The 25,851-nt window shown below is 47.2% G+C and carries 20 protein-coding genes; all 20 read right to left on the bottom strand.

The window, feature by feature from the left end; translation table 11 throughout:
* Window positions 1-36: 36 nt before the first annotated feature.
* The 20 genes from rfbC to IAE30_RS21770 all read right to left on the bottom strand — a co-directional run bounded on the left by rfbC (window position 37) and on the right by IAE30_RS21770 (window position 25,815).
* Window positions 37-588: a dTDP-4-dehydrorhamnose 3,5-epimerase gene (rfbC, locus tag IAE30_RS21865; RefSeq protein WP_038644959.1), complete on the bottom strand. Its 552-nt coding sequence runs from the start codon at window positions 586-588 to the stop codon at window positions 37-39.
* A 49-nt stretch (window positions 589-637) separates the two neighbouring features.
* On the bottom strand, window positions 638-1,510 hold the full coding sequence (gene rfbA / locus IAE30_RS21860; protein WP_200536745.1) for a glucose-1-phosphate thymidylyltransferase RfbA: 873 nt from the start codon (window positions 1,508-1,510) through the stop codon (window positions 638-640).
* A gap of 107 nt (window positions 1,511-1,617) precedes the next feature.
* Window positions 1,618-2,505 (bottom strand): dTDP-4-dehydrorhamnose reductase, encoded by an 888-nt coding sequence (rfbD, locus tag IAE30_RS21855; RefSeq protein ID WP_200681013.1) that lies wholly within the window; start codon window positions 2,503-2,505, stop codon window positions 1,618-1,620.
* Entirely contained in the window at window positions 2,505-3,590 is a 1,086-nt protein-coding gene (rfbB, locus tag IAE30_RS21850) for a dTDP-glucose 4,6-dehydratase (RefSeq protein ID WP_200681012.1), read from the bottom strand. Before rfbB ends, rfbD begins: the two co-directional genes overlap by 1 nt.
* Before the next feature lie 144 nt (window positions 3,591-3,734).
* On the bottom strand, window positions 3,735-4,742 hold the full coding sequence (locus IAE30_RS21845; RefSeq protein ID WP_038644953.1) for a glycosyl transferase group 1 family protein: 1,008 nt from the start codon (window positions 4,740-4,742) through the stop codon (window positions 3,735-3,737).
* Window positions 4,730-6,742: a glycosyltransferase gene (locus tag IAE30_RS21840; RefSeq protein WP_200681011.1), complete on the bottom strand. Its 2,013-nt coding sequence runs from the start codon at window positions 6,740-6,742 to the stop codon at window positions 4,730-4,732. Before IAE30_RS21840 ends, IAE30_RS21845 begins: the two co-directional genes overlap by 13 nt.
* 68 nt (window positions 6,743-6,810) lie before the next feature.
* On the bottom strand, window positions 6,811-7,725 hold the full coding sequence (locus tag IAE30_RS21835; RefSeq protein ID WP_200536741.1) for a glycosyltransferase family 2 protein: 915 nt from the start codon (window positions 7,723-7,725) through the stop codon (window positions 6,811-6,813).
* 85 nt (window positions 7,726-7,810) lie between these two features.
* Entirely contained in the window at window positions 7,811-8,977 is a 1,167-nt protein-coding gene (locus tag IAE30_RS21830) for a nucleotide sugar dehydrogenase (protein WP_038644947.1), read from the bottom strand.
* 538 nt (window positions 8,978-9,515) lie between these two features.
* Entirely contained in the window at window positions 9,516-10,577 is a 1,062-nt protein-coding gene (locus IAE30_RS21825) for a DUF563 domain-containing protein (RefSeq protein WP_167540444.1), read from the bottom strand.
* 172 nt (window positions 10,578-10,749) lie between these two features.
* Window positions 10,750-12,681 (bottom strand): glycosyltransferase, encoded by a 1,932-nt coding sequence (locus IAE30_RS21820; RefSeq protein WP_234472842.1) that lies wholly within the window; start codon window positions 12,679-12,681, stop codon window positions 10,750-10,752.
* Window positions 12,682-12,687: 6 nt separating this feature from the next.
* The gene (locus IAE30_RS21815) at window positions 12,688-13,476 is read right to left on the bottom strand and encodes a glycosyltransferase family 2 protein (RefSeq protein WP_200681009.1); all 789 of its coding nucleotides are present in this window, start codon (window positions 13,474-13,476) and stop codon (window positions 12,688-12,690) included.
* An 11-nt stretch (window positions 13,477-13,487) separates the two neighbouring features.
* Entirely contained in the window at window positions 13,488-14,702 is a 1,215-nt protein-coding gene (locus IAE30_RS21810) for a hypothetical protein (protein ID WP_200681008.1), read from the bottom strand.
* A gap of 295 nt (window positions 14,703-14,997) precedes the next feature.
* Complete coding sequence (locus tag IAE30_RS21805) at window positions 14,998-16,200, bottom strand: sugar transporter (RefSeq protein ID WP_200681007.1); 1,203 nt, start codon at window positions 16,198-16,200, stop codon at window positions 14,998-15,000.
* A 13-nt stretch (window positions 16,201-16,213) separates the two neighbouring features.
* The gene (locus IAE30_RS21800; RefSeq protein ID WP_038644936.1) at window positions 16,214-16,864 is read right to left on the bottom strand and encodes an ABC transporter ATP-binding protein; all 651 of its coding nucleotides are present in this window, start codon (window positions 16,862-16,864) and stop codon (window positions 16,214-16,216) included.
* A 12-nt stretch (window positions 16,865-16,876) separates the two neighbouring features.
* The gene (locus tag IAE30_RS21795) at window positions 16,877-17,677 is read right to left on the bottom strand and encodes an ABC transporter permease (RefSeq protein ID WP_200681006.1); all 801 of its coding nucleotides are present in this window, start codon (window positions 17,675-17,677) and stop codon (window positions 16,877-16,879) included.
* A gap of 53 nt (window positions 17,678-17,730) precedes the next feature.
* Window positions 17,731-19,494, bottom strand: coding sequence for a polysaccharide biosynthesis/export family protein (locus tag IAE30_RS21790; RefSeq protein WP_200681005.1), 1,764 nt, complete (start codon window positions 19,492-19,494; stop codon window positions 17,731-17,733).
* Window positions 19,495-19,511: 17 nt separating this feature from the next.
* Window positions 19,512-19,757, bottom strand: coding sequence for a hypothetical protein (locus IAE30_RS21785; RefSeq protein WP_234465266.1), 246 nt, complete (start codon window positions 19,755-19,757; stop codon window positions 19,512-19,514).
* A 1,200-nt stretch (window positions 19,758-20,957) separates the two neighbouring features.
* Complete coding sequence (locus tag IAE30_RS21780) at window positions 20,958-22,181, bottom strand: HlyD family type I secretion periplasmic adaptor subunit (protein WP_370585633.1); 1,224 nt, start codon at window positions 22,179-22,181, stop codon at window positions 20,958-20,960.
* Entirely contained in the window at window positions 22,181-24,364 is a 2,184-nt protein-coding gene (locus tag IAE30_RS21775) for a type I secretion system permease/ATPase (protein WP_038644930.1), read from the bottom strand. Before IAE30_RS21775 ends, IAE30_RS21780 begins: the two co-directional genes overlap by 1 nt.
* Complete coding sequence (locus tag IAE30_RS21770) at window positions 24,361-25,815, bottom strand: TolC family outer membrane protein (RefSeq protein ID WP_045814691.1); 1,455 nt, start codon at window positions 25,813-25,815, stop codon at window positions 24,361-24,363. Before IAE30_RS21770 ends, IAE30_RS21775 begins: the two co-directional genes overlap by 4 nt.
* Between the last annotated feature and the right edge of the window lie 36 nt (window positions 25,816-25,851).

Here is a 25,851-nt window from a genome sequence, read left to right as displayed (position 1 = left end):
GTAGAAACTCCACACGCCATCGCGGAGGAGTGTGACTCAGATAAAGTGCTCTGCGTCTGGGAGGGACTTAGCAATGCTGTCTTTGGTCGAGGTGAGAATCTCGCTGTCGATTTTCGGCCACGTGATGGCTAAGGTCTCGTCATTCCAGCGAATGCCACGGTCACTTTCCGGCGCATAGTAATGGGTGGTTTTATACAAGAATTCTGCGGTGTCGCTTAGCGTCATAAAACCGTGAGCAAAACCTTCTGGGATCCACAGCTGGCGCTTGTTCTCACCCGACAAATGCACACCCACCCACTGACCAAAGGTCGGGGAACTTTTACGGATATCCACCGCCACGTCGAACACTTCACCTGCGATACAACGCACCAGTTTGCCCTGCGCATGCGGCGCGAGCTGGTAATGCAGGCCACGTAATACACCCTTAGAGGATTTTGAGTGGTTGTCCTGGACAAAGTTTACGCTGCGGCCAATGGCAGTTTCGAATTGCTGATGACTGAAACTTTCGAAGAAGAAACCACGATCATCGCCAAACACTGTTGGTTGAAGAATAAATACATCGGGAATTGCAGTTTGAATAACATCCATGGTTGAAACCTGATTCCAAAAGGGACGCATGCCCCAGAAAAAAAGAAAATTACTTAATCATTTTCAACAGATACTGCCCGTAGGCATTCTTAGCCAGTGGCGCGGCTAATGTGCGCACCTGGTCGGCATCGATGAATTTTTTACGGTAAGCAATCTCTTCAGGGCAGGCCACTTTCAACCCCTGACGGGTTTCGATCGTCTGAATGAAGTTGCTGGCCTCGATCAGGCTCTCATGAGTGCCGGTATCCAACCAGGCAAAACCACGGCCCATCATGGCAACTGACATCTCACCCTGTTCAAGGTAAATGCGGTTGAGATCGGTGATTTCCAGCTCGCCACGCGGGGAGGGTTTTAGGCTTTTGGCAATCTCTACCACGCGATTATCGTAGAAATAGAGCCCGGTGACTGCATAGTTGCTCTTTGGCTCCAGCGGTTTCTCCTCCAGGGAGATCGCTTTACCTTCTGCATCAAACTCCACTACGCCATAGCGCTCAGGATCATGCACATGATAGGCAAAGACCGTGCCTCCCGCCGATTTGCTCGCAGCCGCTTCCAGCTCTTTTTGCAGGTCGTGACCGTAGAAGATGTTGTCACCCAGCACCAGCGCGCAGTCATCGTTTCCGATAAAGTCTTCGCCGAGGATGAAGGCTTGAGCCAAACCGTCTGGACTTGGCTGTACTTTGTATTGCAGATTCAGGCCCCATTGGCTGCCATCGCCTAGCAGTTGCTCGAAGCGCGGCGTATCTTGCGGGGTGCTGATGATCAAAATATCGCGAATACCGGCCAGCATCAGGGTGCTCAACGGGTAGTAGATCATCGGTTTGTCATAGATTGGCAGCAGCTGCTTACTCACCGCCATGGTCACCGGATAAAGGCGAGTACCAGACCCACCAGCCAGAATAATACCTTTACGCTTGCTCATAACTCTTCAATGCTTCTTTCTTGATTACTGTAAAAGGGAGGCCACTGTGCCACCCCAGACAAAGTCCACGTCGATTAAAAAGGCATCAATAGCCTCACTTAATCTGTTTACTTGCCGAGGATTTCGGCCAACATGCGATCCACCCCGACAGTCCAGTCCGGCAGCGTCAACCCAAAGGTGCGCTGAAACTTGCTGGTTTCAAGGCGTGAGTTCTGGGGACGTTTAGCCGGCGTTGGGAATGCGCTGGTCGGAACAGCATTCACCTGAGTGACTGCCAGCTCAATGCCGGCTGCACTTGCGGTGGCGAATACGCGCTGAGCATAATCAAACCAGGTGGTAGTGCCTGAGGCGATCAGGTGATAAAGCCCGGCAACCTCCGGTTTATCCTGTGCGATACGGATCGCATGGGCTGTGCAATCGGCCAGCAATTCTGCCCCAGTCGGTGCACCAAACTGATCGTTGATAACCGACATCTCACTGCGCTCTTTACCAAAGCGCAGCATGGTTTTGGCAAAGTTGGCACCACGAGCGGCATACACCCAGCTGGTACGGAACACCAAGTGACGAGAGCACAGCGCAGCAGCATGTTCGCCCGCCAGCTTGGTTTCACCGTAGACGTTCAGTGGCGCGGTCTGGTCTGTTTCCAGCCAGGGTTTTTCGCCGCTGCCGTTGAAGACGTAGTCGGTGGAGTATTGAACCAACCAGGCGTCGAGTGCTTCGGCTTCTTTGGCGATGGCGGCCACGCTTGTGGCGTTGAGCAGCTCGGCAAAATCACGCTCGCTCTCGGCTTTATCCACCGCGGTGTGGGCGGCGGCGTTCACAATCACGTCCGGCTTCAGCAGGCGAACGGTCTCGGCCACACCCGCCGGGTTACTGAAGTCCCCGCAGTAGTCAGTGGAGTCAAAATCCACCGCGGTAATACGGCCGAGCGGTAACAGCGCACGCTGTAACTCCCAGCCAACCTGACCATTTTTGCCAAACAGAAGAATATGCATCAGTGACGTTCCTGGTAGTTTTTCGCGATCCAGTCCTGATAACTGCCGCTTTGAACGTTATTCACCCACTGCTGGTTATCCAAATACCATTGCACGGTTTTACGGATGCCGGACTCGAACGTCTCCTGCGGCTGCCAGTTCAGCTCATGGCTCATTTTGAAGGCATCAATGGCATAGCGACGGTCATGACCTGGGCGGTCGGCTACGTAGGTGATCTGCTCGCGGTAAGAACTGGCTTTTGGCACCATCTCGTCGAGCAGATCGCAAATAGTGTGCACCACGTCCAGGTTCTGTTTCTCGTTGTGGCCGCCGATGTTGTAGGTTTCACCTACCACACCTTGGGTGACGACGGTATAAAGAGCGCGGTCATGATCTTCGACATACAGCCAGTCGCGGATTTGATCGCCTTTGCCATAAATGGGCAGCACTTTGCCATCCAGCGCATTGAGGATCACCAGCGGGATCAACTTCTCCGGGAAGTGATACGGACCGTAGTTGTTGGAGCAGTTGGTGACGACTGTCGGCAGGCCATAGGTACGATGCCATGCGCGCACCAGATGATCGCTAGAGGCCTTAGACGCAGAGTAAGGGCTGCTTGGCGCGTATGCTGTGGTTTCGCTAAAGAGCGGCAACACAGTGCCTGCGCTCACTTCATCCGGATGTGGCAGATCGCCATACACTTCATCAGTTGAGATGTGGTGGAAACGGAACGCCAGCTTGCGGTCTTCATCCAACTCGCTCCAGTAAGCGCGGGCCGCTTCGAGCAGCGTATAGGTACCGACGATATTGGTTTCGATAAAAGCGGCAGGCCCCGTAATAGAGCGATCCACATGACTCTCAGCAGCCAGATGCATCACCGCATCGGGTTGATGGGTGGCAAAGACCCGATCCAGCTCCGCACGCTGACAAATATCGACCTGTTCAAAGGTATAACGGTCACTTGCCGCGACATCGGCCAGCGATTCCAGATTGCCTGCATAGGTGAGTTGATCAAGATTGATCACTGCATCCTGAGTTTCACGGATGATGTGGCGAACAACAGCAGAACCGATAAAACCGGCTCCCCCAGTTACAAGGATTTTCATAAGCAATTTTTACTTTCAATGTGGATGAAATGGTCACCAGAAAACGGTCTTTGCTCTGCGTTTTGACCGTGTGTTAGCGGCAGGCGCATGTGAATACATGGCCGGCTTTAAATTAGAGTGTTTTATTTGCCGACGCGTTGGGTGTTAATACAATAACGAGTCCGTATATTCTTTCGCATTATTCGCCAGCGTTAGGCGTTTTTGATCGGAATTGACCAACAGCGATATTGCCTCAATCCATTTTTGTGGATCGTTACTCAGCAATACACCATTAATATTCTGTTCAATAAAATCACTATAGGGCGCGCAATTGCTATAAACCCCTACAGCTCCCATACGAATGAAATCATAAAATTTGACTGGACCGCGCGCCCTATTGAATGCCGACTCCAGTAAAGGTGCCAGACCAATATCGATTCGGTGGTGCTGCGTATAATCCAGATAGTTTTGCCAACTCATCGGATGCAATACCGTTACGCGTGGTAAATCGCGATAGAGTTTATAAACCTCGTGCTCACCAAATATTTCGAAGCTGGCTTGTGGACACTGCGCCAATACGCCTGCCACTACCTCGCGCAACCAATACTTCTCGGCCTGATGCGAGCTTGAACCGTGATAAGCGATTTTTACGGGCTGCTTTACAGCAAGCAACTGTGGCGTGGGCTTAGCAGGCACTACATCGGGATTGAGGTGCGCATATTTCCTCGCCAGATACGACGTCGATACCCAGATACTGTCGCAATGCGAGGTGATCCAGCGGTGCTGGGCTGCAGAACGACGAATAATTTTAGTCCGATAACCTTTAGGCAACGCCGTCAAAGCCGATGGATCCAGCAAATCGTCATCCATGAAATAGACCACCTGTGAGAGGTCATCCATATTGCGGGCGATTTCACGCTGCCACGGAGCAGAAATAAAGCGGATGACTACAATAGCGGTTCCGTTATCCACTTCGATAGTGGGTGTGGTTAAGGTATCCACTAGCTGACATTGTGCGCCGGAAAAACGGCTTCTGATGGCGGCTTCAAAATAGGCCAGCGTCGGTGAATTACCCTCATGCAAAATCAGTAATGTGCGGCACTCTGTCCCGCTGCTTTGCTTATTCAACTTCAGATAGGGTTTAAACAGCGCCTTTCTGATTAACTCGTCCATGGCAGTACCACATTAGGAGTATGGCTTAGGGAGAAATCGGGTCGATCGTAGCTCAGGTTAGGATTGTATGCAGGATCGTGTTTGAGCCGCCTGGCCCAGCGTTTTTTCATATAGCGCAGTTCACCCCGCGAGCGTGCCAGTTGTTCCGGCGTCACATCTTTGCCTCGAGATACCGACTCATGGTGGTATAGCTCAGCAAAAGGCGTCCAGACGATGCGCCACCCAGCCTCCCCCACCCGCAGACAGTAATCCACGTCGTTAAAGGCCACTGGCAGGTTCACTTCATCTAAGCCGTTGAGAGACAAATAGAGTTCCCGAGGGGTAAGCAAACAGGCCGCGGTCACAGCGGACAATTCCTGCGCGCTCACCGCCCTGCGCTGGTAACCGGGCTCGTCGGCGGCCAGGCCACTGTGGAAATGATCGGCACAGCCCCCCGGCCCAACCGCATCCCCCGCATGCTGAACCCGACCATCACCGTAATAGAGTCGAGCCCCTACAATCCCTACGCCCGGTCGCAGCAGGTGAGAAACCATCTCATCCAGCCACAGTGGGTTGATCACTTCTGTATCGTCATTCAACAGGCAGATAAACTCACCCGTGGCCTCACGCACCCCGGCGTTGTTGATCGCCGAGTAGTTAAACGGATGGTCCCAGGAGATGACCTGCACACCGTACTCTTTGCTGATATGAGCAAAATAGGCCAGTGTTTCAGGGTCATCACTCTGGTTATCCATTACCATTATTTCAACATTTGGGTAGCAGGTGTGTTGCACCAGGCTTCCAATACAAGGTCTGAGATGTGCCAGCCCGTTGCGAGTGGGAATAATCACCGACACCCGCGGCAGTTCAGCTGGCAACGGCCAGCGCCAGCGGCAAATCCCGTGTGGCGCTGACTCCAGCGTTACGCCGACGGGCAAATCTTGCAGCATAGCTGCCAGTGATTCATAGCTATCTTGCATCGGCAATGTGTCCGGCACGTGCATCAACAAGGCCGGAATGTGTGCAATCTCTTGTGGCGCAAGCTGGCGAGCCAACTGGAACCACCCACGATAACTTTCAGCTCCATCCTGAGGGATGGATTTATCTCCCTGCTCCCGCCATAACCCACACCAGCCAATATAGTTTTGGCTTTGCAGCAAGGTTTCATTCCAGTCAGGCTTGAAGTCTGGCGAGTGGCGTTTGCCTTTGCCGTCCAACAAATCGTGATCGCCGTAAATCCATTGTGCATTGGGTGTTTGGCGGAGCTGATAAGCCAGCCACACCAGCGCAGCCGGTGCCAGTTCAGCGCCCACAGGAATCGCCCATTGCCACTCTCCCACTGGCCTGTGCGCGGCTGGAGGTTGTTCCAGCACAGTGATATGTGTTGTCGGGTAACATAGCGCCGCGATGCTGGTGAGGGTACGTTGCCGTGACGCCTCGTCGCCCCCCTTCACCAGATGCAGACATACATGGGGCAGATTGCCCCAGCGGGCCAGCAGACGGTCAATCAGGCGGCGCTCACCAGGTTGCACGGTATCGAAATTAGCCAGCCAGTGTTCATAGGCGTGTAGTGGCCTGTCGTCACGGATCTTGCCGACCAGCTGGTAAGCCTGCTGTAAGTCGGTAAACCACAGATGCCAAGACAACCCCAGGCGCTTGCGCTTTTGCGCGTCCAGGCGCTGATAGAAATGCCACACCCGGCGTAAACGGCGCATGAGACTGTTGCCCGCTGAAACCTGCGCAAAGCGGACAATACTCAACTGATATTCCGTCCCTTCGCTGCTGGCAAGCAGCCCCACTTCGGTGGCCCCCACCGGTAACCAGACCAGCTCCAGCAGAGTACCGCGACGCGTGACCGGCAGGATTTGCTCATGCCAGGTCTCCTGGCCGCACTGCCAGCGCAGCCGGGTTTCTCCCCGAGGATAACGCGCATGCAGTGTGCCCTGAATCAGGAACCAGCCCGCGCGTAATAAGGTGGTGTCTGGCAGTGCCAGAGGGTGCCAGTGGTGATAGCTATGCATAGAGGGTTTACAGCCATGAAGTGGGAAGGCCCGCTTCTGACTCCTGTCAGAGAATGAAAATACGTCGATTAGCCGATGAGCTTTTTAACTCGGGACGCCAACCAGGAGTCGCTCTTCGGCGGGCTCTCTAGTTCTGGTTCTGGCAATGCATCCAATTGCGCTTGTATTGCTGCCATCTCTGCTTTGACTTTAGGGGCTAGAGCGGCGGCCAATAGACAGGTTTCGTCATTGCGGTCATGGGCGTTGAAATAGGCTTTATGTTTTACACGGTTGGTCGTGGCAGCGCTGCCGCGCAGGTGTTTACCGAGTAAGAACTCTTCCAGCGATTTGACTGCGTAATGGTTGACCCGCACACCGCTCCAGATAACTTCGGCACTGACGCCATTGCCATGTTTTGGGTGTAAGACCAAATCATTGCCCTGCGTATCGATATAGCGGCCAAAACGCAGATCGGCATGATGTGGATTACTAAAGTGATTGACGCAGTTGGATCTGACAATACTCTTAAAATTTTTATTGGCATTGAATTGCTGAGGGGCACGTTGGGTAAAGCGCTCTGTTACCAATCCCTCTTCAGCGAACAACTCACCGCTTGAACCAAAGTTTGCCCAGTTAAGGGCAACAGCACTAACTGAAGGTTCGTTAAACCATTCTTTCAGACTAGTTATTAAACTTTGCTCAGGATTGAGCGACACCAAAAATTCATCGGCATCAATAAATGCCAGCAAATCACTGTCAGTGTCGCAACTACGTAGAATACGCTCGTAAGCGGGTAACTGCGGCTTTTTTCCATCAACAGTTGGAAAGTCGAGTACCGTTGCAATCCCGAGCCTTTTAAGCCCGTCGAGCAAAGCACGGGAACCATCATTACTACCGTTATCCGCAATAATGAATCCGCTTACCCCTACAACTCTGTGGTATGCAACCCACTCCAAAAGGGCATCTACTTCGTTTTTAACAATTGCAGCAACTAATAATTTCAAAATGCACTCTCGGTCAAATTACAGATAAAGTTGTCGTCTGAAAGAACTATCAATAATGAGGGGTATGATTATTTATTGGCGTATCTCAATCTGAACCAAAGAGATCGCGGGTATAAACTTTATCCGCTACATTGGCTAATTCATTTGCCATTCGGTTACAGAGAATAACATCACTAATCGCTTTGAATTCTCCGATATCTCGGATAACCCGAGAATTAAAGAAGGTATCTTCTTTGATTGTTGGTTCAAAGACGACGACCTCGATCCCTTTGGCTTTAATCCGCTTCATGACCGCCTGAATAGCGGATGAACGGAAGTTATCGGAACCCGCTTTCATGACCAAACGATGGATGCCCACAACCTTAGGCTGGCGACTAATCACACTGTCAGCAATAAAATCCTTACGGGTGGTATTCGCATCGACAATAGCGCGTATCAGATTACTAGGCACTTCCTGATAGTTTGCTAACAACTGCTTAGTGTCTTTAGGCAGACAGTAGCCACCATAGCCAAACGAAGGATTGTTATAATGCGTGCCTATACGTGGATCCAGACCAATACCTTCAATAATCTGTCGACTATCTAGCCCATGCGACTGAGCATAGGTATCTAGCTCATTGAAATACGCAACGCGCATGGCGAGATAGGTATTGGCGAACAACTTGATAGCTTCAGCTTCGGTGCTTCCAGTAAGCAACACCTCAACATCTTTCTTGATGGCACCTTCTTTAAGCAGGTCGGCGAAACGCTGCGCACGCTCACTGCATTCACCTACGACGATTCGTGAGGGATAAAGGTTGTCATAGAGGGCACGCCCTTCACGAAGAAATTCAGGTGAAAAGATTATATTATCTGTGCCAAATTCCTGTCGCATTCGCTCGGTAAAGCCCACTGGAATGGTGGACTTGATGATCATGATTGCTAGCGGGTTAATGCTGATTACGTCCCTAATAACGGCTTCTACAGTGCTGGTGTTGAAGTAGTTAGTCTTTGGGTCGTAGTCAGTTGGTGTTGCGATAATGACAAACTCAGCATCTTTATAGGCTTCGACTTTATCGATTGTTGCACTAAGATTAAGAGGCTTATTGGCTAAGTAGTCTTCAATTTCATTGTCTACAATGGGCGACTGATGATTGTTGATTTTATTAACTTTTTCGAGCATTACATCAAGAGCGATGACTTGATGACACTGAGATAATAGTATGGCATTTGATAGGCCGACATAACCAGTTCCAGTTATAGCTATCTTCATAATAATCACTCATAAAAATCGTTAACCGATGGTAATAAAAGGTAGTAATTCAAACCCGTACCTCAACAACGAATAAGTTAAATGCGTTAAGCCACTTTAATTAAAGTTCCAAGAATAAAAAAAACAAAACAACAAAGAACATCATTAAAACTGCAATTAAAACACATTCCATTGCAAAGCAAAAATCAAACCCCAAATTCATAATTCAAGGTAAATTCAGCGCGATCATTAACAACCCTAATCTTGGCAGGTGCTTGGGCGTACTTCATTTAAAACCAGAACATTCTAGAGAACAGAGATAAACTTCAAATGAAATTTATTGAAGGGGATTTATAAATGATGATTCCAAAACACATAAAACACCCCACATAATATTTCAGCTTCAGATTACATAATGCAAAGAAACTCATCATGACATCAATGACCAATCACTGCAAAATTCAGCCACTAACTGACAATGCCAACCACGTCTAACTCTCATTAAAAATGATTAAATCACCACAGCCTAATATAAATTCAAAAACAGACAAAATACATATTATAAAGACATTCCCATTACAATATCACATATATGCCCCACGTCTACACTCATGGAATTATTTCTATTTTTCTCAACACCTTCAGTTTCACATCTATATTCATTATAGGAGTGTTCTTTATGAACGGAAATAAAATGAAAAAAAGTATCAGGCATTGATGCGGGTGCAATATTAAGTATATTCGCATATTTATCTGCATATACAATATTAGTCATTTCAGCCCCCATAACACCAATTACAGTATCAGCATTTTTCAGAGCAGATATTTGTTCTTTTAGATTAAGCTTACCTGGAGTTATAGCTGAAAAACCAAGTTTTTTCAAAGAAGATGACAGGTGATCAATATTGCTAATACGTCTATGAGGAGAATCCCTTAATAATAGGACTTTTTTCGGTCCTGCTCCAGCGACACTTTCCCTCAACTGACTATTAAACTGGACTACTTGCGGAGCCATATAAGTGCCGTGATGGGTCAAGCCATCAATTATTACAAGTTTCTGGAAACGTTTGATCTCACTTTTTCCCATCTTCATTATCATAAGATTTGGAGATGAACAAGACGTTCTCAACGATGTCTCAATAACGAGATTCATCTGACTGCTAACATCAGGCACAAGCACTTTTAAATCTTTATTAATATGAGAAAGGTAATTGATCTTAGGAAGGCACTCAATCAACCAATGCCCGTAATTTTGCTCTCCCCTTTTCCTAAGATTTATAAAACTACCCTGAACATATTCTATGTGATTGAAATTTCTAGCTCTGTTTATAAACCCTTCTATTTCAAGAGATGAATGTTGCGTTATAGTCTCTTTTATTACTCTAAAGTTTGAATCTATAACTAAGCCTTGCTCTCCTACAATAACGTCATGTAATTCGATTATTCTAATATCCTTACCTAATATTTCATTGGAATCCCATCCAGTTGACATTGCACGTCTTACTTTATCAGGGATAAGATGTTCATTGAAAACATTTGGTTTTTTATTCCTGAAACCATTATTTTTTATAGTGATCGCATTGTACCCAATATCTTCTGCAAAAATCACTTCAACGCCCATTTGGGGCTCGACGCCGTTAACCATCCATCAACCTTTTTAAAGTTTTAATAATCATGGTAAAAGTCCTACGGCATTTCCTCTGGAATTATGAAAACTTTCAGAGCAAAAACCTTACTCTAAAATTTTTCGCACAACATATTTGTGAAAGAAACACACACTCAGCAAGATCCCTTCAAGAAACATGAAGGCTCTCATACAATAATATATACTGTTCGCTCATCCAATCAGTTGTATTAGTCAAACCAACACTTTTTTGCCAAATATTTAAATTATCAATTTTCTCTTTATAGAGTTTTTTATCAGAAACTGCATTAATTATCGACTCTTTGCAATCATAAGAATTTATATCACTGCTTACTAGCCAGCCGGCCCCAGTTTCCTTAATTCTATTACCTACGGCACCCAAATCTACACCTAAAACGGGAACGCCTGCGGCCCACATTTCAGTGAGCGTGTGGCAGAAAGTTTCAGGCCATAAAGAAAGTACTATACCGATATGGGGCTTAATTTCTTTTATCTTATCAATAACATCATCACGAGTATAAGGGCCATGGTAAACCCCCAATCCGCTTAACTCGGATGCAACTTTCCCTAAAAAATGGAACTCAAATTCATTTTGTGTATCTTCTTCAATCATTTTTTTAATTAGCAATGCACCTTTGGCTAAAGAAATATTTCCAGGTACAATGATTTTTATTTTTTTAGGGTGAGTATCAAGTACTTCCCCAGGGTGCATTGAACTGAAGTCTTGGCCATGCGGTATAACAGCGAACTTATTTTCCAACTGTGGGAAGATATTACATATTTGTTCTTTGGCGGAATTATCTGTAGTAATTACAGCATCGCAATATGATAAGAAATCACTAAATTGCTCACGCCATCTATACACATAATTATTTTTTAAATTAATAATATCGCCATCTTCCCATAGTGCTACTTTGCAATCTTTATTCTTATTATTGCATGCCCCAGTACAGTATTCCCCTGATTCATTACTCAGCGTAACTGTAGGACAAATTGAATAAAAATCGTGCATCGAATAAATGACTGGGATGTTCATTGACTTTGATATAGAGGGGAGATTTAAACTATGCCAGGCAATATGTCTAATATGTAACAACTCAATCCTGTATTTATATAACATTTCAGCAACAACAATATCGTATTCCTCTGAACGGTGTTCTAAAGCGTTGATAGGAATGCTGATTTTCATCTCTTCAATTATTTCTAATTCACCATCTATCATCCTTGATAAATAAATGTTTGACTTGTCGCACCTTAATAAATAGCAGCTATATTTGTCTGATATTGCACGCATTAGATCTTGATTGGTTTGCAGTGTGCCTCCCGTTGTCGTTGATATAACAAATAATGCACGTGGCAATATAGTACGGTCTTCTTCAAGTGCAGCTCTGATGTTTGAACGCAATAGGTTGAATTCGACATCATGAAATCTTGATGTCAATTTTTTATACTCGGGATAATCAAAGCGAAGTTGTTTAGCTCCAGCCTCCATTAACTTAATTTTTTCATCTTTAAAACTCTGACTTCTTTTGTGATAAACAAAGGACTTATCGCAAATGAGATTAAGCCAACCAGCACGAAAAGCTCTCATGCATAAATCGTTTTCCTCACCGTAACCTATTGGGTATTTTTCTTCGTCAAACAGACCAAATATGTTAAGGAAGTCTCTTCTAATATAGAAGCAAAAACCATTCCCAGTAGGAACTGAGATAGAGTTGCCAAAGGTGTTTTGAGTAATCAGACGAGCATGTTCTTCCTGAGTCAACCCAGCTTTTATTTCATTGAATTTCCCGACATCAGGAACAGAAAAGGCACCGGAGTTATCTGAAAGAGCTGTAACGGTTGATACCTGACTTCTGGAATAAGCTAAGTATTTAAGCGAATCTAACCATCTATGCGTAGTAACTGTATCACTATTAAGCAATACAACATCGTTTTCACCGCTTAGTTTTATAGCTTTATTTACTGTTTTTGTATAGCCTAGATTATAATTATTAGTTACATGTATAAAACCATGTTTATCCTTAAACTCTTTGAGTAGAATTGGTATTTTTCCATCAGTACTGCAATCATCAATCATCAATCATCAATCATCAATCATCAGTACTTGTACTTCATCACTCAGTGTTTTAACAAGAGAGTTTAAACAATCACTAACAGCTTCGTAAGCATTATAAACAGGAACTACGACCGTTATATTTCTTATTTTTTTTGATCTTAGAAAATCGATATATCTTGAATTGTAGATATTTCTTAGAAAATCACTATTATATGTCTTATTGGTATTATTAAGTGATTGAGTTGTTCCAGAAAACTTCAAATCAATAACAGAGCCATTTTTTAAAATACCTTCCTGGAAGGATAGTAAGAAACCTGCACACTGTCCAGGAAGTCCTTTCCTTGTAAGATCGCCTCGGTTTTTATCCGTTTTGATTTGCATAAGTAAATTATTATCAACGTGAACATCAATGCTTACGGGCTTCCCTGGATTGCTTTCATCTATTGCCCAACCACGCATCTCTGTCGTTGACAAAGAATCAAAGCATCCCCGGAAGCGGGTATTATTGTTTGACTTTGCCGTATTCTTTGTCTTTGTAGTATTCTTCGGCTGTGTAGTGTTTTTTTGAATAATTAAATGACTCGCGTTATTCTCTTTAGCTATCATTTCACACAACATCGTCAAACTTGAAATTTTTCCATATTTATTAACATCAAATGATTCTGATGGCTTCCTTTTGAGATAAAAGCCATATTTAATATAATGCTCAATAGGATTAATACCCGTTTGGATCACATCAGGGTATTCCATGGCATACCAAACTGGATCTACTAAACCAATGGAATATACTTCATTTAATAAATTAGAATAACTCATTTTCTTGCCCATTAATATTTTATTTTCCGGTTTTCTTTAATACCGAAAACAATGTAATGCTCAAGCGGATTAACGCCTTTTTTCTTAACGTCCGGATGAAGTTCAAAATACACTTCATTAGAAAAACTTGATGATGGATCTCTATTTTCAAAACCGCCAAATAATAAGTAATGCTTAGCAGGATCAATCCCAGAGCTTTCAACATCTGGATTCTGCAACAAGTACCACTCAGAATCGAAATAGACTGAATTCCTAATTAACTGTATTTTATTATTTAGCTTATTATTACTTTTTTCTTTTTTAATCTTTACGGGATAACATAAAGCGCGAATAGGTGCTGTTGCTTTCCACGAAAAACTATTTTTGATTTTTTCATGCCTATCATTAACCGCTGAAATCTCCCCTTGAAGCTTTAACACTTCCCGATTTGCCTTTTCAAGCAATCTTGTAATCAGTGCTAACTCATTGAATCTACACGTCAGTGACGCTTTATTTTTACCAAGTTCAACGTTTAACCTACTAAGTTCCTTTAGATAATCAATTTCAGCCATTTCTTTTAAATCTGGATTTTCACTAAGATTAACAAAATCTTCAACATGCTCAAATTTAATTTTTTCTTTTAAATTTAATTGAGAATTTTTTACTTTAACACTGTTATTTCTTGAAAAGATTTTTTCTTCTTTGCTTTGACTTTCTTGCAGCATCAGCGTCAATGTAGATATTTCATTGAATCTTAACTTAATATTATCTTCCAGGGCTGTGACTTCATTTATTACATCTGACAAAAAATTAGCAGCGCAAATTAATTTATCTTCAGATCCGTTTGTAAAAGCACTCTCTCTAATTGGCTTAATACCATTTGGCAGAAGCGATACTTCATCTAGACGCTCTAAAGTACGCCAATATTTATTACCCCACACCCAAAAAAAACCTAAATATTGACTTATTATTACCTTTTGTTTATCACTTAGCAGGTCTTTTATTTCTCTGTTTTCCCCTCCGCTCGATATATGTTTAATAACTGAAGACAGTGTGATAACGCTTCTATTGAATAAAATAAATTTTCTTTTGGTTTTGTTAATTAATAACAAAATATACTGTTGTTTCTCATTCCATTTTTCTAATGTTTCTTTTGTGATAGCATCCTCACTTCCAACATCGCTCCATGGATAATCATACTCCCATATGAATATATCATCCTCTGGTGCTAATTGAAGCAGAGACATTAGTTCTTCCGCAGAAGGTGAATGTATGGGGAACGATCTGCACTGCTCTAACTTAGCCTCTGAAGATCTATATAAATATAAGCTCACCAGACATCCTCACTCATAATAATAATGGTTTTAAAATTATTGGCATTTCAAAAATTAATTTATTTTAAAAAGTCACAAATGTCATACATAACACTTGTAAGTATTCAGCATAATGATTCATAAGTAGGATATATAAGTCTGGGATTCTCTTTAATAACCAAATTAATTTCCCAGTCGATAATATAGAAGCTTAGTCCATAATATATAATCAGTCCTGATGCTCTCGTAAGGTAGCCAAGCCCATTACAATCAGGCCATATAGCAGACAAAGTAGTACCGCTATAGTAGCCAGGTTATAAAGCCGGCGTGGATACTCTGCTTCCTCTGCCAACGTCGGCTTGCTAATAATTAACAGATGTTTTAGTTTGCGGTACGCCTCTATTCTGGCTTGCTCCAGACTAATCAAGCCAGTTTTGTAGAGATCCGCAGCTAATGTTGCCTGTGTTTCAACACCCATATAGCTGGCGATCACTTCGTTCATCGCATCTTTATCCACACCTGTCAGTTTGGATTTCTCCTGAGCCAATTGCTGAGTTAAGGCATCGACCCTTGCCTGCACAGATACAACTGAAGGTGCGCTTTCTTTCATATAGCTTTGCAGTTGTTTTAACTGAGCCTGCTGTTGAGCCAGCTGGGCTTCTATCTGGCTAACCACGCCCATGCGGGCAGTACTGGATGATTCTGGGCTGATTAGATGATGGGTGTTTTGGAACTCCAGAACTTTCGCTTTCTCGCTTTGCAGACGCTGATAGGAACGATCAACTTCTTTCTCAATAAAAGTAAGTTGTTCCAGGGCTACCTGATGCCCCAGCCTGTTGATGAAGCCCTCAGATTCCTTAAGCATCTGATTGACCACTCGCTGACCGTAGGCAGGGTCAAAGGCTTGTAGCTCAATAGTGAGTACTCCGGATAAATCATCCAGATGCAATGAGAGGTGATCACGATAATATTTTAGAAATTGTTCTCGGCTAACGTCGTTCGGAAGACGAGAAAAAAAGTCTACCTTGTGGTTTTGGTAGTGTACTTTAAGTGCCAATTCTTTATCTAATTTATCGAGGAGGTCTGCTGATTTCAGATAGTCCTGGATTAACAGCACATCTTCGTGATTACTACCACCAAGCCCTAGCATCGACAAAGCATCAGGTAGCATCTTAATTTGGTCTGCTTGCTTAACCACTATATCTGCCCGGCTTACATAACGATCCGATGCAATAAACCCAAAGTAGATTGTGGCAATAACAAAACAGGCGACTACCCACTGAAATCCACCAAGTCTATGGCTTTTTTTCCAGGAGCGATGAGTCAGGCGATAGCCACTGGAGTCGACAATAAAATGTTTAGGTTTGGTTTTTAATTTGCGCAGCTTGCGCATCAAACTTGAAGGTTTGTGGGGGTGAATTGGCTGAGTCATTGTTTTAGGCTTGTTACAGGCTCTGATAAATACGGATGGCATCGTCGATATTTTCGAATATTTCTAGCTTGCTATTACGCAGTAGAATACCCATATCGCATTGTTGGCGTAAATTTTTCATATCATGCGAAACCATGATTAAACTAGCGGTCTCGCGCTTTTGCGTGAACGTATCAATACATTTCTGCTTAAAGCGAGCATCACCCACAGAAGTAATTTCATCGGTCAGATAGATATCAAAATCGAATGCCATACTAACGGCAAATGAGAATTTTGATTTCATACCACTGGAGTAAGCTTTAATCGGCAGTTCAAAATGCTGACCAATTTCCGAGAATTCCTTCACCCACTCTTCAATGGCTTGCGTATCACGTACTCCATGAATGCGACAGACAAATCGGGTATTTTCCCGTCCAGTCATGCTACCCTGAAAACCACCATTAAGCGCTAATGGCCAGGAAACACGACATTGACGAGTGACCTTACCCCTGCTGGGCATATCCATCCCACCCAGCAGACGCAGAAGGGTTGATTTCCCCGCCCCATTGGCACCTAGAATACCTATATTACGATCTCGTGGCAGCGTTACGTTTACATCACGCAGCACATAATTACGGCCAAACTTAGTGGGATAATATTTCGAAACGTTATCAAGAATAATCATGTTTATTTAGCTTTAGCTAGCAATCAATCTGCGATGGCTTAGGCGATAACAGCTCATCGCAAACGTTAGTAAGACCAATGTCAAACTTGCTAAATAGCTCCAACTAACATCAGGGCTTACATAACCTGCTATCCAACCAGTTCGCATTAATTCGACGGCATGCACCAATGGATTCCATATAAACCAGTGTTGGAACTGGACAGGTACCGTTGCCAGTGGGTACATTACGCATGAAATAAACATTAATGGCATCATTATAAGGTTGAGGAATTTATCTGTTTCTTTAAATAAATTAATTAAGATGCAAAAAATAACACCTAATGAAAATGATAAGATCATCAACAAGAAATAAATAAAAACAACTTGTAAGGGATCGTTAGGAATTGCATCGAAACCAAGCCAAAGTAATCCCAATACAAGCACACAACCAACTACCAGCCCAATAATGGCTTCCAGGATAAAGCGAGCCACAAACGTAGCAAAAGGCGTTACCTGCCTATAACAGAACAGCCCCATATTGGCATTGACTGCCGATTGCAGTTTACTCACCACATTTCTAAAAAAAAGAAAGGGCAAATAACTGGCAGTAATAAACAACGGTGCTGGCGCACCGCCAAAACCGCTATGTCCGCGCATACCAAATATCAGGCTAAATGCGCTAATCATCAGTAACGGATCTATCAGCGCCCAGGCATACCCCAGCCGATAACTACCAAATCTGGTTTTCAGTTCACGAATAAGCAGGCCAAACGTCACATCGCGAAGGACCTGAAATGGACTGCGAGGCGTTTGGTTAAGAATGGGTTTAAACATAGGAAAGCCGATATCACAGGAGGGGCTCACCTCAAGCGAGCCCGAAGTTAGTTTTATCTGAGGACCACGTTGGCCGCTACAGCAACCTGATAGATGACCTGAGTAATGTCCTTGATGGACTGCATCATTTTGCTGTCCACTTTCGGCATAACGAGAATCTGATCGCCCGGCATCACGCTACCAGCGTCCTGGAACTCCATCAGACCGTTGGCATGCACCACAGCAATACGCTTGTCATTCGCACGGTCGGTGAAACCACCCGCCCAGGCAACATAGTCGTCAAGCCTGGCGCCTTCGTTGTACACCACCGCTTGCGGCATCATCACTTCGCCACCCACCTGAATCAGGTCGGTTTTGTACGGGATCACAATCTGGTCGCCTTGTTCCAGCATGATATTGGCAATCACGCCCTTATCAGACACCACCACTTTACCCAGTGGCTGGACCTTACGCGCTTTCTCCACAAACTGCATGACAAGCTCAGCTTCTTTAGTACGAATAGAGGCTTCACCGTCAGAGTTGGCGGGTGCGGTAAACACACTGCGCTCAAGGCGGTTGAGTGAATCTTCCAGCATCTCTTTCTGCCGTGCCGCCACGCTCTTACGCATGATGTAGATCGAGCCATAATCCGCCATGTTCGGATCAATAGGGATGTGATTTAACAGATCGTGAAGACGCGTCTCTTTACGTACGGTGAAGTAAGATGGCCCGCGGTAACTGCCGATAATTTGCACATCGTAAACCTGCGCATGCATATCATCATTGAACAGCACTTTGTCGCCGTCTTTTAACTGGATGCGGTCAAAATCTCTGTACGGCATATACACCGAGAACGGACCGTTTGGACGATCGCCAATCACCCCAACGTGACTCACCTTGGCAAGGGGCAAGGCAAATGACACCAGTTCAGAGCCCAGCGCGCTGCTGTTCTTTAATTCGAAGCGAAACGGATTACGTACTTTACCGGCCACACTGATCATCGGACCCTGCGACTCGACCAGAATCACGTCCTGATCTTTCAGCGACAGCTTTGGCATCCTGCCCTGCTGCATAAATTCATACAGGTCAATTTCCTGAATGACGCGATTTTGGCGCAGTACCTTAATATGGCGATAGCTACCACGGTCGGAATCAATGCCGCCTGCGCGCTTCAGAAAATAGAGCACGCTATCAGAAGATTGTCCGGCATATTGACCCGGACGGATGACCGGACCAGAAACAAATACACTCACTGGCGTCGCCGTCAGTAAATTGACATAGACATTGACGTTATTAGTAAATACTTCGCTGATATGACTGGTGACAAGTGCATTCACTTTACTGGCGGTCACGTTGTGGACATTAATCGGCCCAACGTCAGGAATGAAAATATTTCCCTGATTATCAACGGTTACCACGTTTGAGAAATTGACTGCGCCCCAGATCCAAATGTTGATCTTATCGCCGGGTGAGATCAGATAATTATCGTTCAGCCCGTCACTGCGTTCGGTTTCATAGCCGCCGGCAAACAAGTTGGCGCCGTAAGGGGGAGGCAGACCAGATTCAGACTGCGGCAATAATTTACGTACATCACTCTCACCCGGCAGTAGCATTCCCTGCCGGTTTTGTTGCGTAAAAGTCCCGGTCGTGGAGGTGGTATTCGCCTGTCCGCTCATTGCCTGTTGGCCGCCCAAGTGCATTCGACCATCGCCAGTATCTGCCGGACTATTCATGCCGAAGGCTTGCGCCTCTTCTTTCGTCGGTGCGGCCAGCGCAGCGCAAGAGGTGCAAATCAGCAGTAAGATGGCACTCAATGGCCGAAATTTCGTTATCTTCACAACATTTCTCTTTAAATTTATTGCACGACAAGGAGGTCGCTGGCAGAAGCCTGCTCAAGTTGCGGTACCTGATACCATGTCTCGTCGTTTTTACAGGTCACGCCGAGCTGCGACCGGTTGTCGTTGCGGTTACGCACTAATTCGATACATTCCTGCCCCAAAGCAGAGACATAACGCTGCCCCAGCGTATAGGTATGGCTGTTGGCGTTTAGCGTGGCACCCTGCTGCAGGATATTCAGGGATTGCTGCAGATTGTTTGGCATAGCCTGGAGACCGGGTGTCGCAGCCTGATTAACAAGCGGCCTTGATGCCTTAACCTGCTTCGGTGAATATGCGCATCCACTCAAGATGAGGGCGAATGAAATCACCAGAAGACGAGTGACGTTGTTCATAGATCAGTTTTCCAACAATTTAAATTCTGGAAGGCGAAATAGCCGCTGAAGGCACCCAACGGAGATTATTTGCCAAACTATTGCGAGGTATTACCAGAGCAGGAATGGCTTGAAATGCAGAAATAGGCTTATACGTTGCTGTATATCCATAGCTACCGCACGGAATTGATCCGCTTGAAGAGATGTTCGCCATGTTTTCCTGCCTATATCCTCTGGCAGACAGCTAACCCGTATTATTCGGTAATTTATTTGTTGCTAATGGGTTACTCACGCCAGGCAACGCCCAAAAAACTTCAATGCGGAACTCTTTGAGCGCTGACATTGAGTCGGCACGAAGGTTTTGGATTAAGTTCTTTTGCATGAAGTCATGGAGCAAATGCCATCGGCATGCTTCCAGACAGGTGGATTCATGACGCACTCATTACATTAAAACTTCTATCCTAATTTACTTAAAACCAGACCGGGCAATCACACCGTAAGGCGAGTCAAAGCGCGAGCGTAAGCGGACATTTAACGAGTCAGGAGGTTAGCGCTTTTTATTTTTTCGCATTGCATTACTCACGGAGAAACCTGAAATAAGCAAGAGGTGGAAATTCGATACGCTTTGTAATACATGGCACTAGCCCGCACAATTTTTGTCAGTAAACCTCTATTTAAAGCCTGACATTCAACAGACTATCCTTGCATTAAAAACAAATACAATTGGTATAAAGCACCTGTTTTAAGCAAGTTAATGGTCGAATAAGTTAACGAGGCGAAACATTACACTAAATTGCACTAAAGGTTTCTAAAAATATCAAAAAGCTTCCAGCAATTGCTACTTCAACTAATTAAATCAATAAAAAAGCAGAAAAGCCCTAAGACCGGTCTTGTTTTTCTGTCATCAATACCTGCAAAAAATGAGGTAAAAGATTACTGCTAATGCTTTGTAAAAGAGGGCTGTATTACGCTTTATTCAATGCATTAATCCTGCCACCAAATATTAGCCAAACTTAAGTAATGTACCTTGCAGACACAAAAAAGCCGCCGTTGACTCCTCAGCGGCGGCTTTTAAACATGCACGATATGCGATTAACGTTCGCGCATCGCCTCTTTGGCTTTATTAAACGGTTTCACCAGATAATCCATGATGGTCTTCTCGCCAGTCTTGATATCGACCGTAGAAACCATCCCCGGACTGATCGAGTAGCGCTTACCGGCTTTGTTCTGCACGTAGTCGTTATCAGTGCGGATAAACACGCGATAGTAGTAAATCTCCGGCTTCACCTCATCCTGGATGGTATCCGGTGAAATGCTTTCCACCACGCCGTTCATCCCACCATAAATCGCGTAGTCATAGGCCGAGATCTTCACCACCGCACGCTGGCCGGGATGGATAAAGGCAATATCACGCGGTGACAGGCGCGCCTCAATCAGCAACCGGTCGTTTAACGGCACGATGTTCATCAGTTCACCGTTGGGAGGAATCACTCCGCCAACGGTGGAGACTTTGATGTTTTTCACGATGCCGTTCATCGGTGAACGGATGGTCAGGCGCGTCACCGTATCTTCGCGCCCTTTGATCACCTCAGCCAGGCTGTCCGCTTCGGCACTGGCTTTTGCCAACTCCTCACGCGCCTGCACATAGTATTGCGAGCGCATGTCGGTGAGTTTTAGCTCCAGATCTGATTTATCACGCTGCAAACGCAGCACTTCGACGCTACTGGCGGCACCGGTTTTGGCCAGCTTTTGTGTGATCGCCAATTCCTTGTTCGCCAACGCCAGCGACTCGTTGAACTGCTTCGTCGAGTCAGCAAGCTGAGCGCGTTTGGTTTTGTACAACCGCGTCTCAGAGGCAATCAAATCAGGATAAGCTTTGAGCTCATTGGGGAACGTAAGGGGATCGTCGTTGACCTCGGCTCTCAGGCGCGAGGCCGCTGCCAGTGCCGCACGATAACGCGCCGCACTTTCACCGACGCTGGATTGCGAGCGCGTGGGATCCAGACGCGCCACCACCTGCCCCGCCTTCACCCGATCGCCTTCGTGCACATACAGCTCGGTGAGGATCCCACCTTCTAAGGATTGCAGCACCTGGTCACGCGAACTCGGGATCACTTTACCCGTGCCGGTTGAGACTTCATCCAGCGTGCCGAACCAGGCCCACACCAGCGATATCAGGATCAACGCGGCGCTGATGGTGATCAGCCTGACCGCACCGGTGTAGTGGGTCTCAGATTTCAGCTCCCCCAACAGGTCGTCAGAGGAATCGACTTCTGCCGCGGTGACCAGCCGCAGTTTGCCGGAAAGTTGCTTCATCATGGGCGCACCTCCGGTGGATTACCGCCGGCACGCGGTGGCGGCAACGCATTCTCTTTCGGGCTGTCCATCACCAGTTGCCCATCTTTCAGCACCAGCACGCGATCCACCAGTGCAAGGATCGCCGCACGGTGCGTCGCCACGATCAGCGTGCGGCCATTCAGCCACGCGCCCAGACGTTCGATGAACTCCTTCTCGGTATGATCATCCAGCGCCGCCGTAGGTTCATCCAGCAGGATAATGTTGGGATCGCGCAACAGCATGCGAGCCAGTAGCACTGACTGGCGCTGACCGCCCGATAAGCCTATCCCGCCTTCCATCACCGGATGATCGAGACCGAGTGGCAAACGACGAATGAAATCCGCCCCGCCGCTGACCGTTAATGCACCGAAGATGGCATCGTCAGTCGCGTGGGCCGCGCCCATGGTGAGGTTTTCACGCAGCGTGCCGTGGAACAGGCGTGCGTTTTGCGTCATCAAACCCACGTTGCGCCGCACATCCGAGACATCAATATGTGGCAAACTGAGGTTATCCAGACGCAGCTCGCCGCCCACCAGATCCATGCCGCCAATCATCGCCTGCAACAAGGTCGATTTGCCCGAACCGTTGCGACCCAGCACGGCAATTCTCTCACCCGGCTTGATGGTTAGGCTTTTGATACGCAGCGCGATGGTGAGTGAATCGGTGTAGTAACGAAACATCGCATCATTGAACTGATAATGACCAAACAGCACCGGACAATGGATACGCGTCTCGTCTTTACTGTTCTCCACCGGCAGATTCATTAATGCATCCAGACTGCCTTTGGCGGCTTTCACCTGCTGCCAGCGAGCCAGCACACCACACAACGTCGCCATGGGGGCAATCATGCGCGAAGAGAGCAGCGAAGCCGCAACAATCGCACCGGTGGTGATATCGCCGTTGATCACCATCGGCGCACCGACCACGATCACGCTGGCATACACCAACCCCTGCACCGTGACACCCCAGCTGATCAGCGAATGCATCACTTTGCGCATCTCCACACCGGATTGCGCCGTAATGCGAATGTAGCTGTTCCACTGTTGCAGGAAACGGTCTTCCGCCTGCATCAGCTTGATGTCCTCCAGCCCCTGCACGCTCTCCACCAGTACCGCATTTCGCAGCGTCGATTCCTTCAGGTTTTGCTGCGCCAGCTTTGACAACTTCTTCTGGCTGAGAATGCCGGGCAACACCATCAGGATCACCGCAATCGGCGCAATCCACGCCAGCTGTGGCGCAATGATCGCCATCACCAGCATAAACAGCAGGAAGAACGGCATATCAACAATGGCGGAAACGGTGGTTGAGGTCACCATTTCGCGGATCGATTCCAGCTCGCGCAGCTGCGAGATAAAAGTACCGGTGGAACGCGGCACCGCACTATTACGCAGCCGCAGCGCATGACCAAACACGCGATCCGAAACACGCATATCGGCACGTTTACCCAGCAGGTCAGTGACATGATCGCGCCCGACACGCAGGACGTAGGTGAACACCACGGAGATAATCACCCCGATATAGAGGACATACAGCGTGGGATAAGATTGCGCCGGAATCACGCGGTCATACACCTGCATCGAGAAGATAATGCCAACCATCGCCAGCAGGTTGAGCAGGAAGGATCCCAGCATCACGTGGCCATAAGGCCGCAGGTCGTGCAGCACCAAACGCCGCAGCCAATCCGGCTTGACCGTTGCCAGATAGCGATCGACGCGGCTGTCTTTGGCAGCGGTGACCGGACGTAATGCGGCGGCAAAACGAATCTCCGGCAGCAGCGTTTCCAGCGCAACGGGCGCCGGTTGCTCATCTCCCGAAAAGTGCACACGCACTTCATCTTCACCATCGAAGTTGGTGATGACACCGACCTGCCCGTCGGCCAGTTCTACCGCCAGTGGCAAACGCCAGCTGGTGATTTCCCACTTGTTCTCTTCGTACAGCTGGAGCGATAACCCCGCCTGGCGCGCTAAATGGCGCAGCGCTTTGTCGCGCGTCTGTTTACCCTGCCATTCGGCGGCGGCCATGATCATGCCCGGAGAACAGGGCAGACGATAATGGGTGGCGATCTGGATGATCGCCGTCGCCCATCCATTTAACGGAACGTGCCCGTCGGCACCACTGCTGGTATCACCGTTCGGGGCATCGGGAATTTGTAACTGGGTCATGGCTGGATCTCCACATTCTGGATCCGCTGATTATTCAACGCGAACGCCGATCGGATATGCCCGGTGCTGTATAAGCAGTCGAGTTGCAACGATCGTAATTGACTGATGGTTTGCTGCAGGGTGAAACGGGTCTGGAACACTTCCTGCTCGGCGTTAAGCACGTCCAGCAGCGGACGGGTGCCGAGTTGCAAATACTGATCCTGATAGAGCTGCTGGGTTTTCTCACCCAGCGTCTGTTGCCGCCCCATAATCGCCAGACTTTGCGACAAGCTAAGGGCTGCACTTTGCGATTCACTGAGTTGCTGCCGTGCTTTCAGGCGCGCGGAATTGACGGCCGCGTTGGCGGCTTGCAAGGCGTTGGCAGCGGCGTCACGCGCGGCAGTGATCCCGCCTCCCTGATAGATCGGCATCTCCACTTTGACGAACGCCTGATACTGAGTGCGATCGAGCGTTTCGCTGCCGGAGTAATGATTGTTGAGGTAGTGCGTCACCTGGGGTTCCAGCGAAATCGTTGGCAGGTTCTGCGCGTTAGCATTATCCAGTTTTGCCTGTGCCTGATTGGCCTGTGCCCATGCCGACAGCACCGCCGGGTTGAGTTTGTCATCTGCTTTACCCACCGAGCAGGAGCGCGTCAGGTTCACCGGAAAATCCTCATTCACTTTCTTCACCAGCGGCCAACCGAGATAGGTCGCCAGCGTGGCACGCCAGCGATCGAGGTTGGCCTGATACTGAATCAGCGTGGTGCGCGCACCTTCAATACGCGCATCCGTTTGCGTGGCATCGGAGAGCGAAGCCGCGCCTTCATCATTTCGCTGACGGGCCAGATCGCCAATTTTGCTCAGTGCATCGAGCTGCTGCTGGGCAATCTTGACGAGTTGCTGATAGCCCTGCACTTCCACCAGCGCGGAAGCCGTGTCATGTGCCACTGTATCAATACTCACCAGCACGTTGGCTTGTTCCATCGCCACGCCGGCTTCAGCGGATCGCACCGAGCTGCTGACTTTGCCAAAGTCATACAACATCTGCGAAACCGATAACACAAACGATGGGCTGAACCCCTTTTCGGTATAGGCATTGCTATAGCCGTTGTTCATCCCGCCACTGATTTGCGGATAATATTTGGCTTTCGCCACATCCACCTGGTTGGCCTGTTCCAGCATTTTGCCCACCGCCTGCGCGATATCCGGATGCCACTGAATGGCACGCTGTACGGCCTGGTTGATGGTGAGTGAATCCGGGACGTGAGCCAATGCGGGTTCGGCCACTTCACCGGTTAATGACGGCAGATCCTGCTGCTGTTGCGCCAAGCCTGCGGAGGTGATTCGGCTGGCCGAGGTGAGCGCATCACTGGCAGCCATGATTTGTGAACAATGAAATAAAGCGATGCCCGCACAGAAGACGCTGAGCTTAGAGTAACGGCGAGTTGGAGCGCCTGATTGCATCAAATCCATCGATAATCCACCAGTCAGTAAAAGGAAAGGAGCTCA

Source organism: Pantoea sp. S61 (assembly GCF_016625145.1).
GTDB classification, from domain to species: Bacteria; Pseudomonadota; Gammaproteobacteria; order Enterobacterales; family Enterobacteriaceae; genus Pantoea; species Pantoea rwandensis_B.
The sequence above is the reverse complement of the archived record's forward strand: the minus strand, read 5'-3'. Positions and strand labels throughout refer to the sequence as shown.

Coding starts and splice junctions, on each gene's coding strand:
- rfbC (WP_038644959.1), bottom strand. CDS start 588: ATGGATGTTATTCAAACTGCAATTCCCGATGTATTTATTCTTCAACCA.
- rfbA (WP_200536745.1), bottom strand. CDS start 1,510: ATGAGCAAGCGTAAAGGTATTATTCTGGCTGGTGGGTCTGGTACTCGC.
- rfbD (WP_200681013.1), bottom strand. CDS start 2,505: ATGCATATTCTTCTGTTTGGCAAAAATGGTCAGGTTGGCTGGGAGTTA.
- rfbB (WP_200681012.1), bottom strand. CDS start 3,590: ATGAAAATCCTTGTAACTGGGGGAGCCGGTTTTATCGGTTCTGCTGTT.
- IAE30_RS21845 (WP_038644953.1), bottom strand. CDS start 4,742: ATGGACGAGTTAATCAGAAAGGCGCTGTTTAAACCCTATCTGAAGTTG.
- IAE30_RS21840 (WP_200681011.1), bottom strand. CDS start 6,742: ATGCATAGCTATCACCACTGGCACCCTCTGGCACTGCCAGACACCACC.
- IAE30_RS21830 (WP_038644947.1), bottom strand. CDS start 8,977: ATGAAGATAGCTATAACTGGAACTGGTTATGTCGGCCTATCAAATGCC.
- IAE30_RS21825 (WP_167540444.1), bottom strand. CDS start 10,577: ATGGGCGTTGAAGTGATTTTTGCAGAAGATATTGGGTACAATGCGATC.
- IAE30_RS21820 (WP_234472842.1), bottom strand. CDS start 12,681: ATGATTGATGATTGCAGTACTGATGGAAAAATACCAATTCTACTCAAA.
- IAE30_RS21815 (WP_200681009.1), bottom strand. CDS start 13,476: ATGAGTTATTCTAATTTATTAAATGAAGTATATTCCATTGGTTTAGTA.
- IAE30_RS21810 (WP_200681008.1), bottom strand. CDS start 14,702: ATGTCTCTGCTTCAATTAGCACCAGAGGATGATATATTCATATGGGAG.
- IAE30_RS21805 (WP_200681007.1), bottom strand. CDS start 16,200: ATGACTCAGCCAATTCACCCCCACAAACCTTCAAGTTTGATGCGCAAG.
- IAE30_RS21800 (WP_038644936.1), bottom strand. CDS start 16,864: ATGATTATTCTTGATAACGTTTCGAAATATTATCCCACTAAGTTTGGC.
- IAE30_RS21795 (WP_200681006.1), bottom strand. CDS start 17,677: ATGTTTAAACCCATTCTTAACCAAACGCCTCGCAGTCCATTTCAGGTC.
- IAE30_RS21785 (WP_234465266.1), bottom strand. CDS start 19,757: ATGCCAAACAATCTGCAGCAATCCCTGAATATCCTGCAGCAGGGTGCC.
- IAE30_RS21780 (WP_370585633.1), bottom strand. CDS start 22,181: ATGAAGCAACTTTCCGGCAAACTGCGGCTGGTCACCGCGGCAGAAGTC.
- IAE30_RS21775 (WP_038644930.1), bottom strand. CDS start 24,364: ATGACCCAGTTACAAATTCCCGATGCCCCGAACGGTGATACCAGCAGT.
- IAE30_RS21770 (WP_045814691.1), bottom strand. CDS start 25,815: ATGGATTTGATGCAATCAGGCGCTCCAACTCGCCGTTACTCTAAGCTC.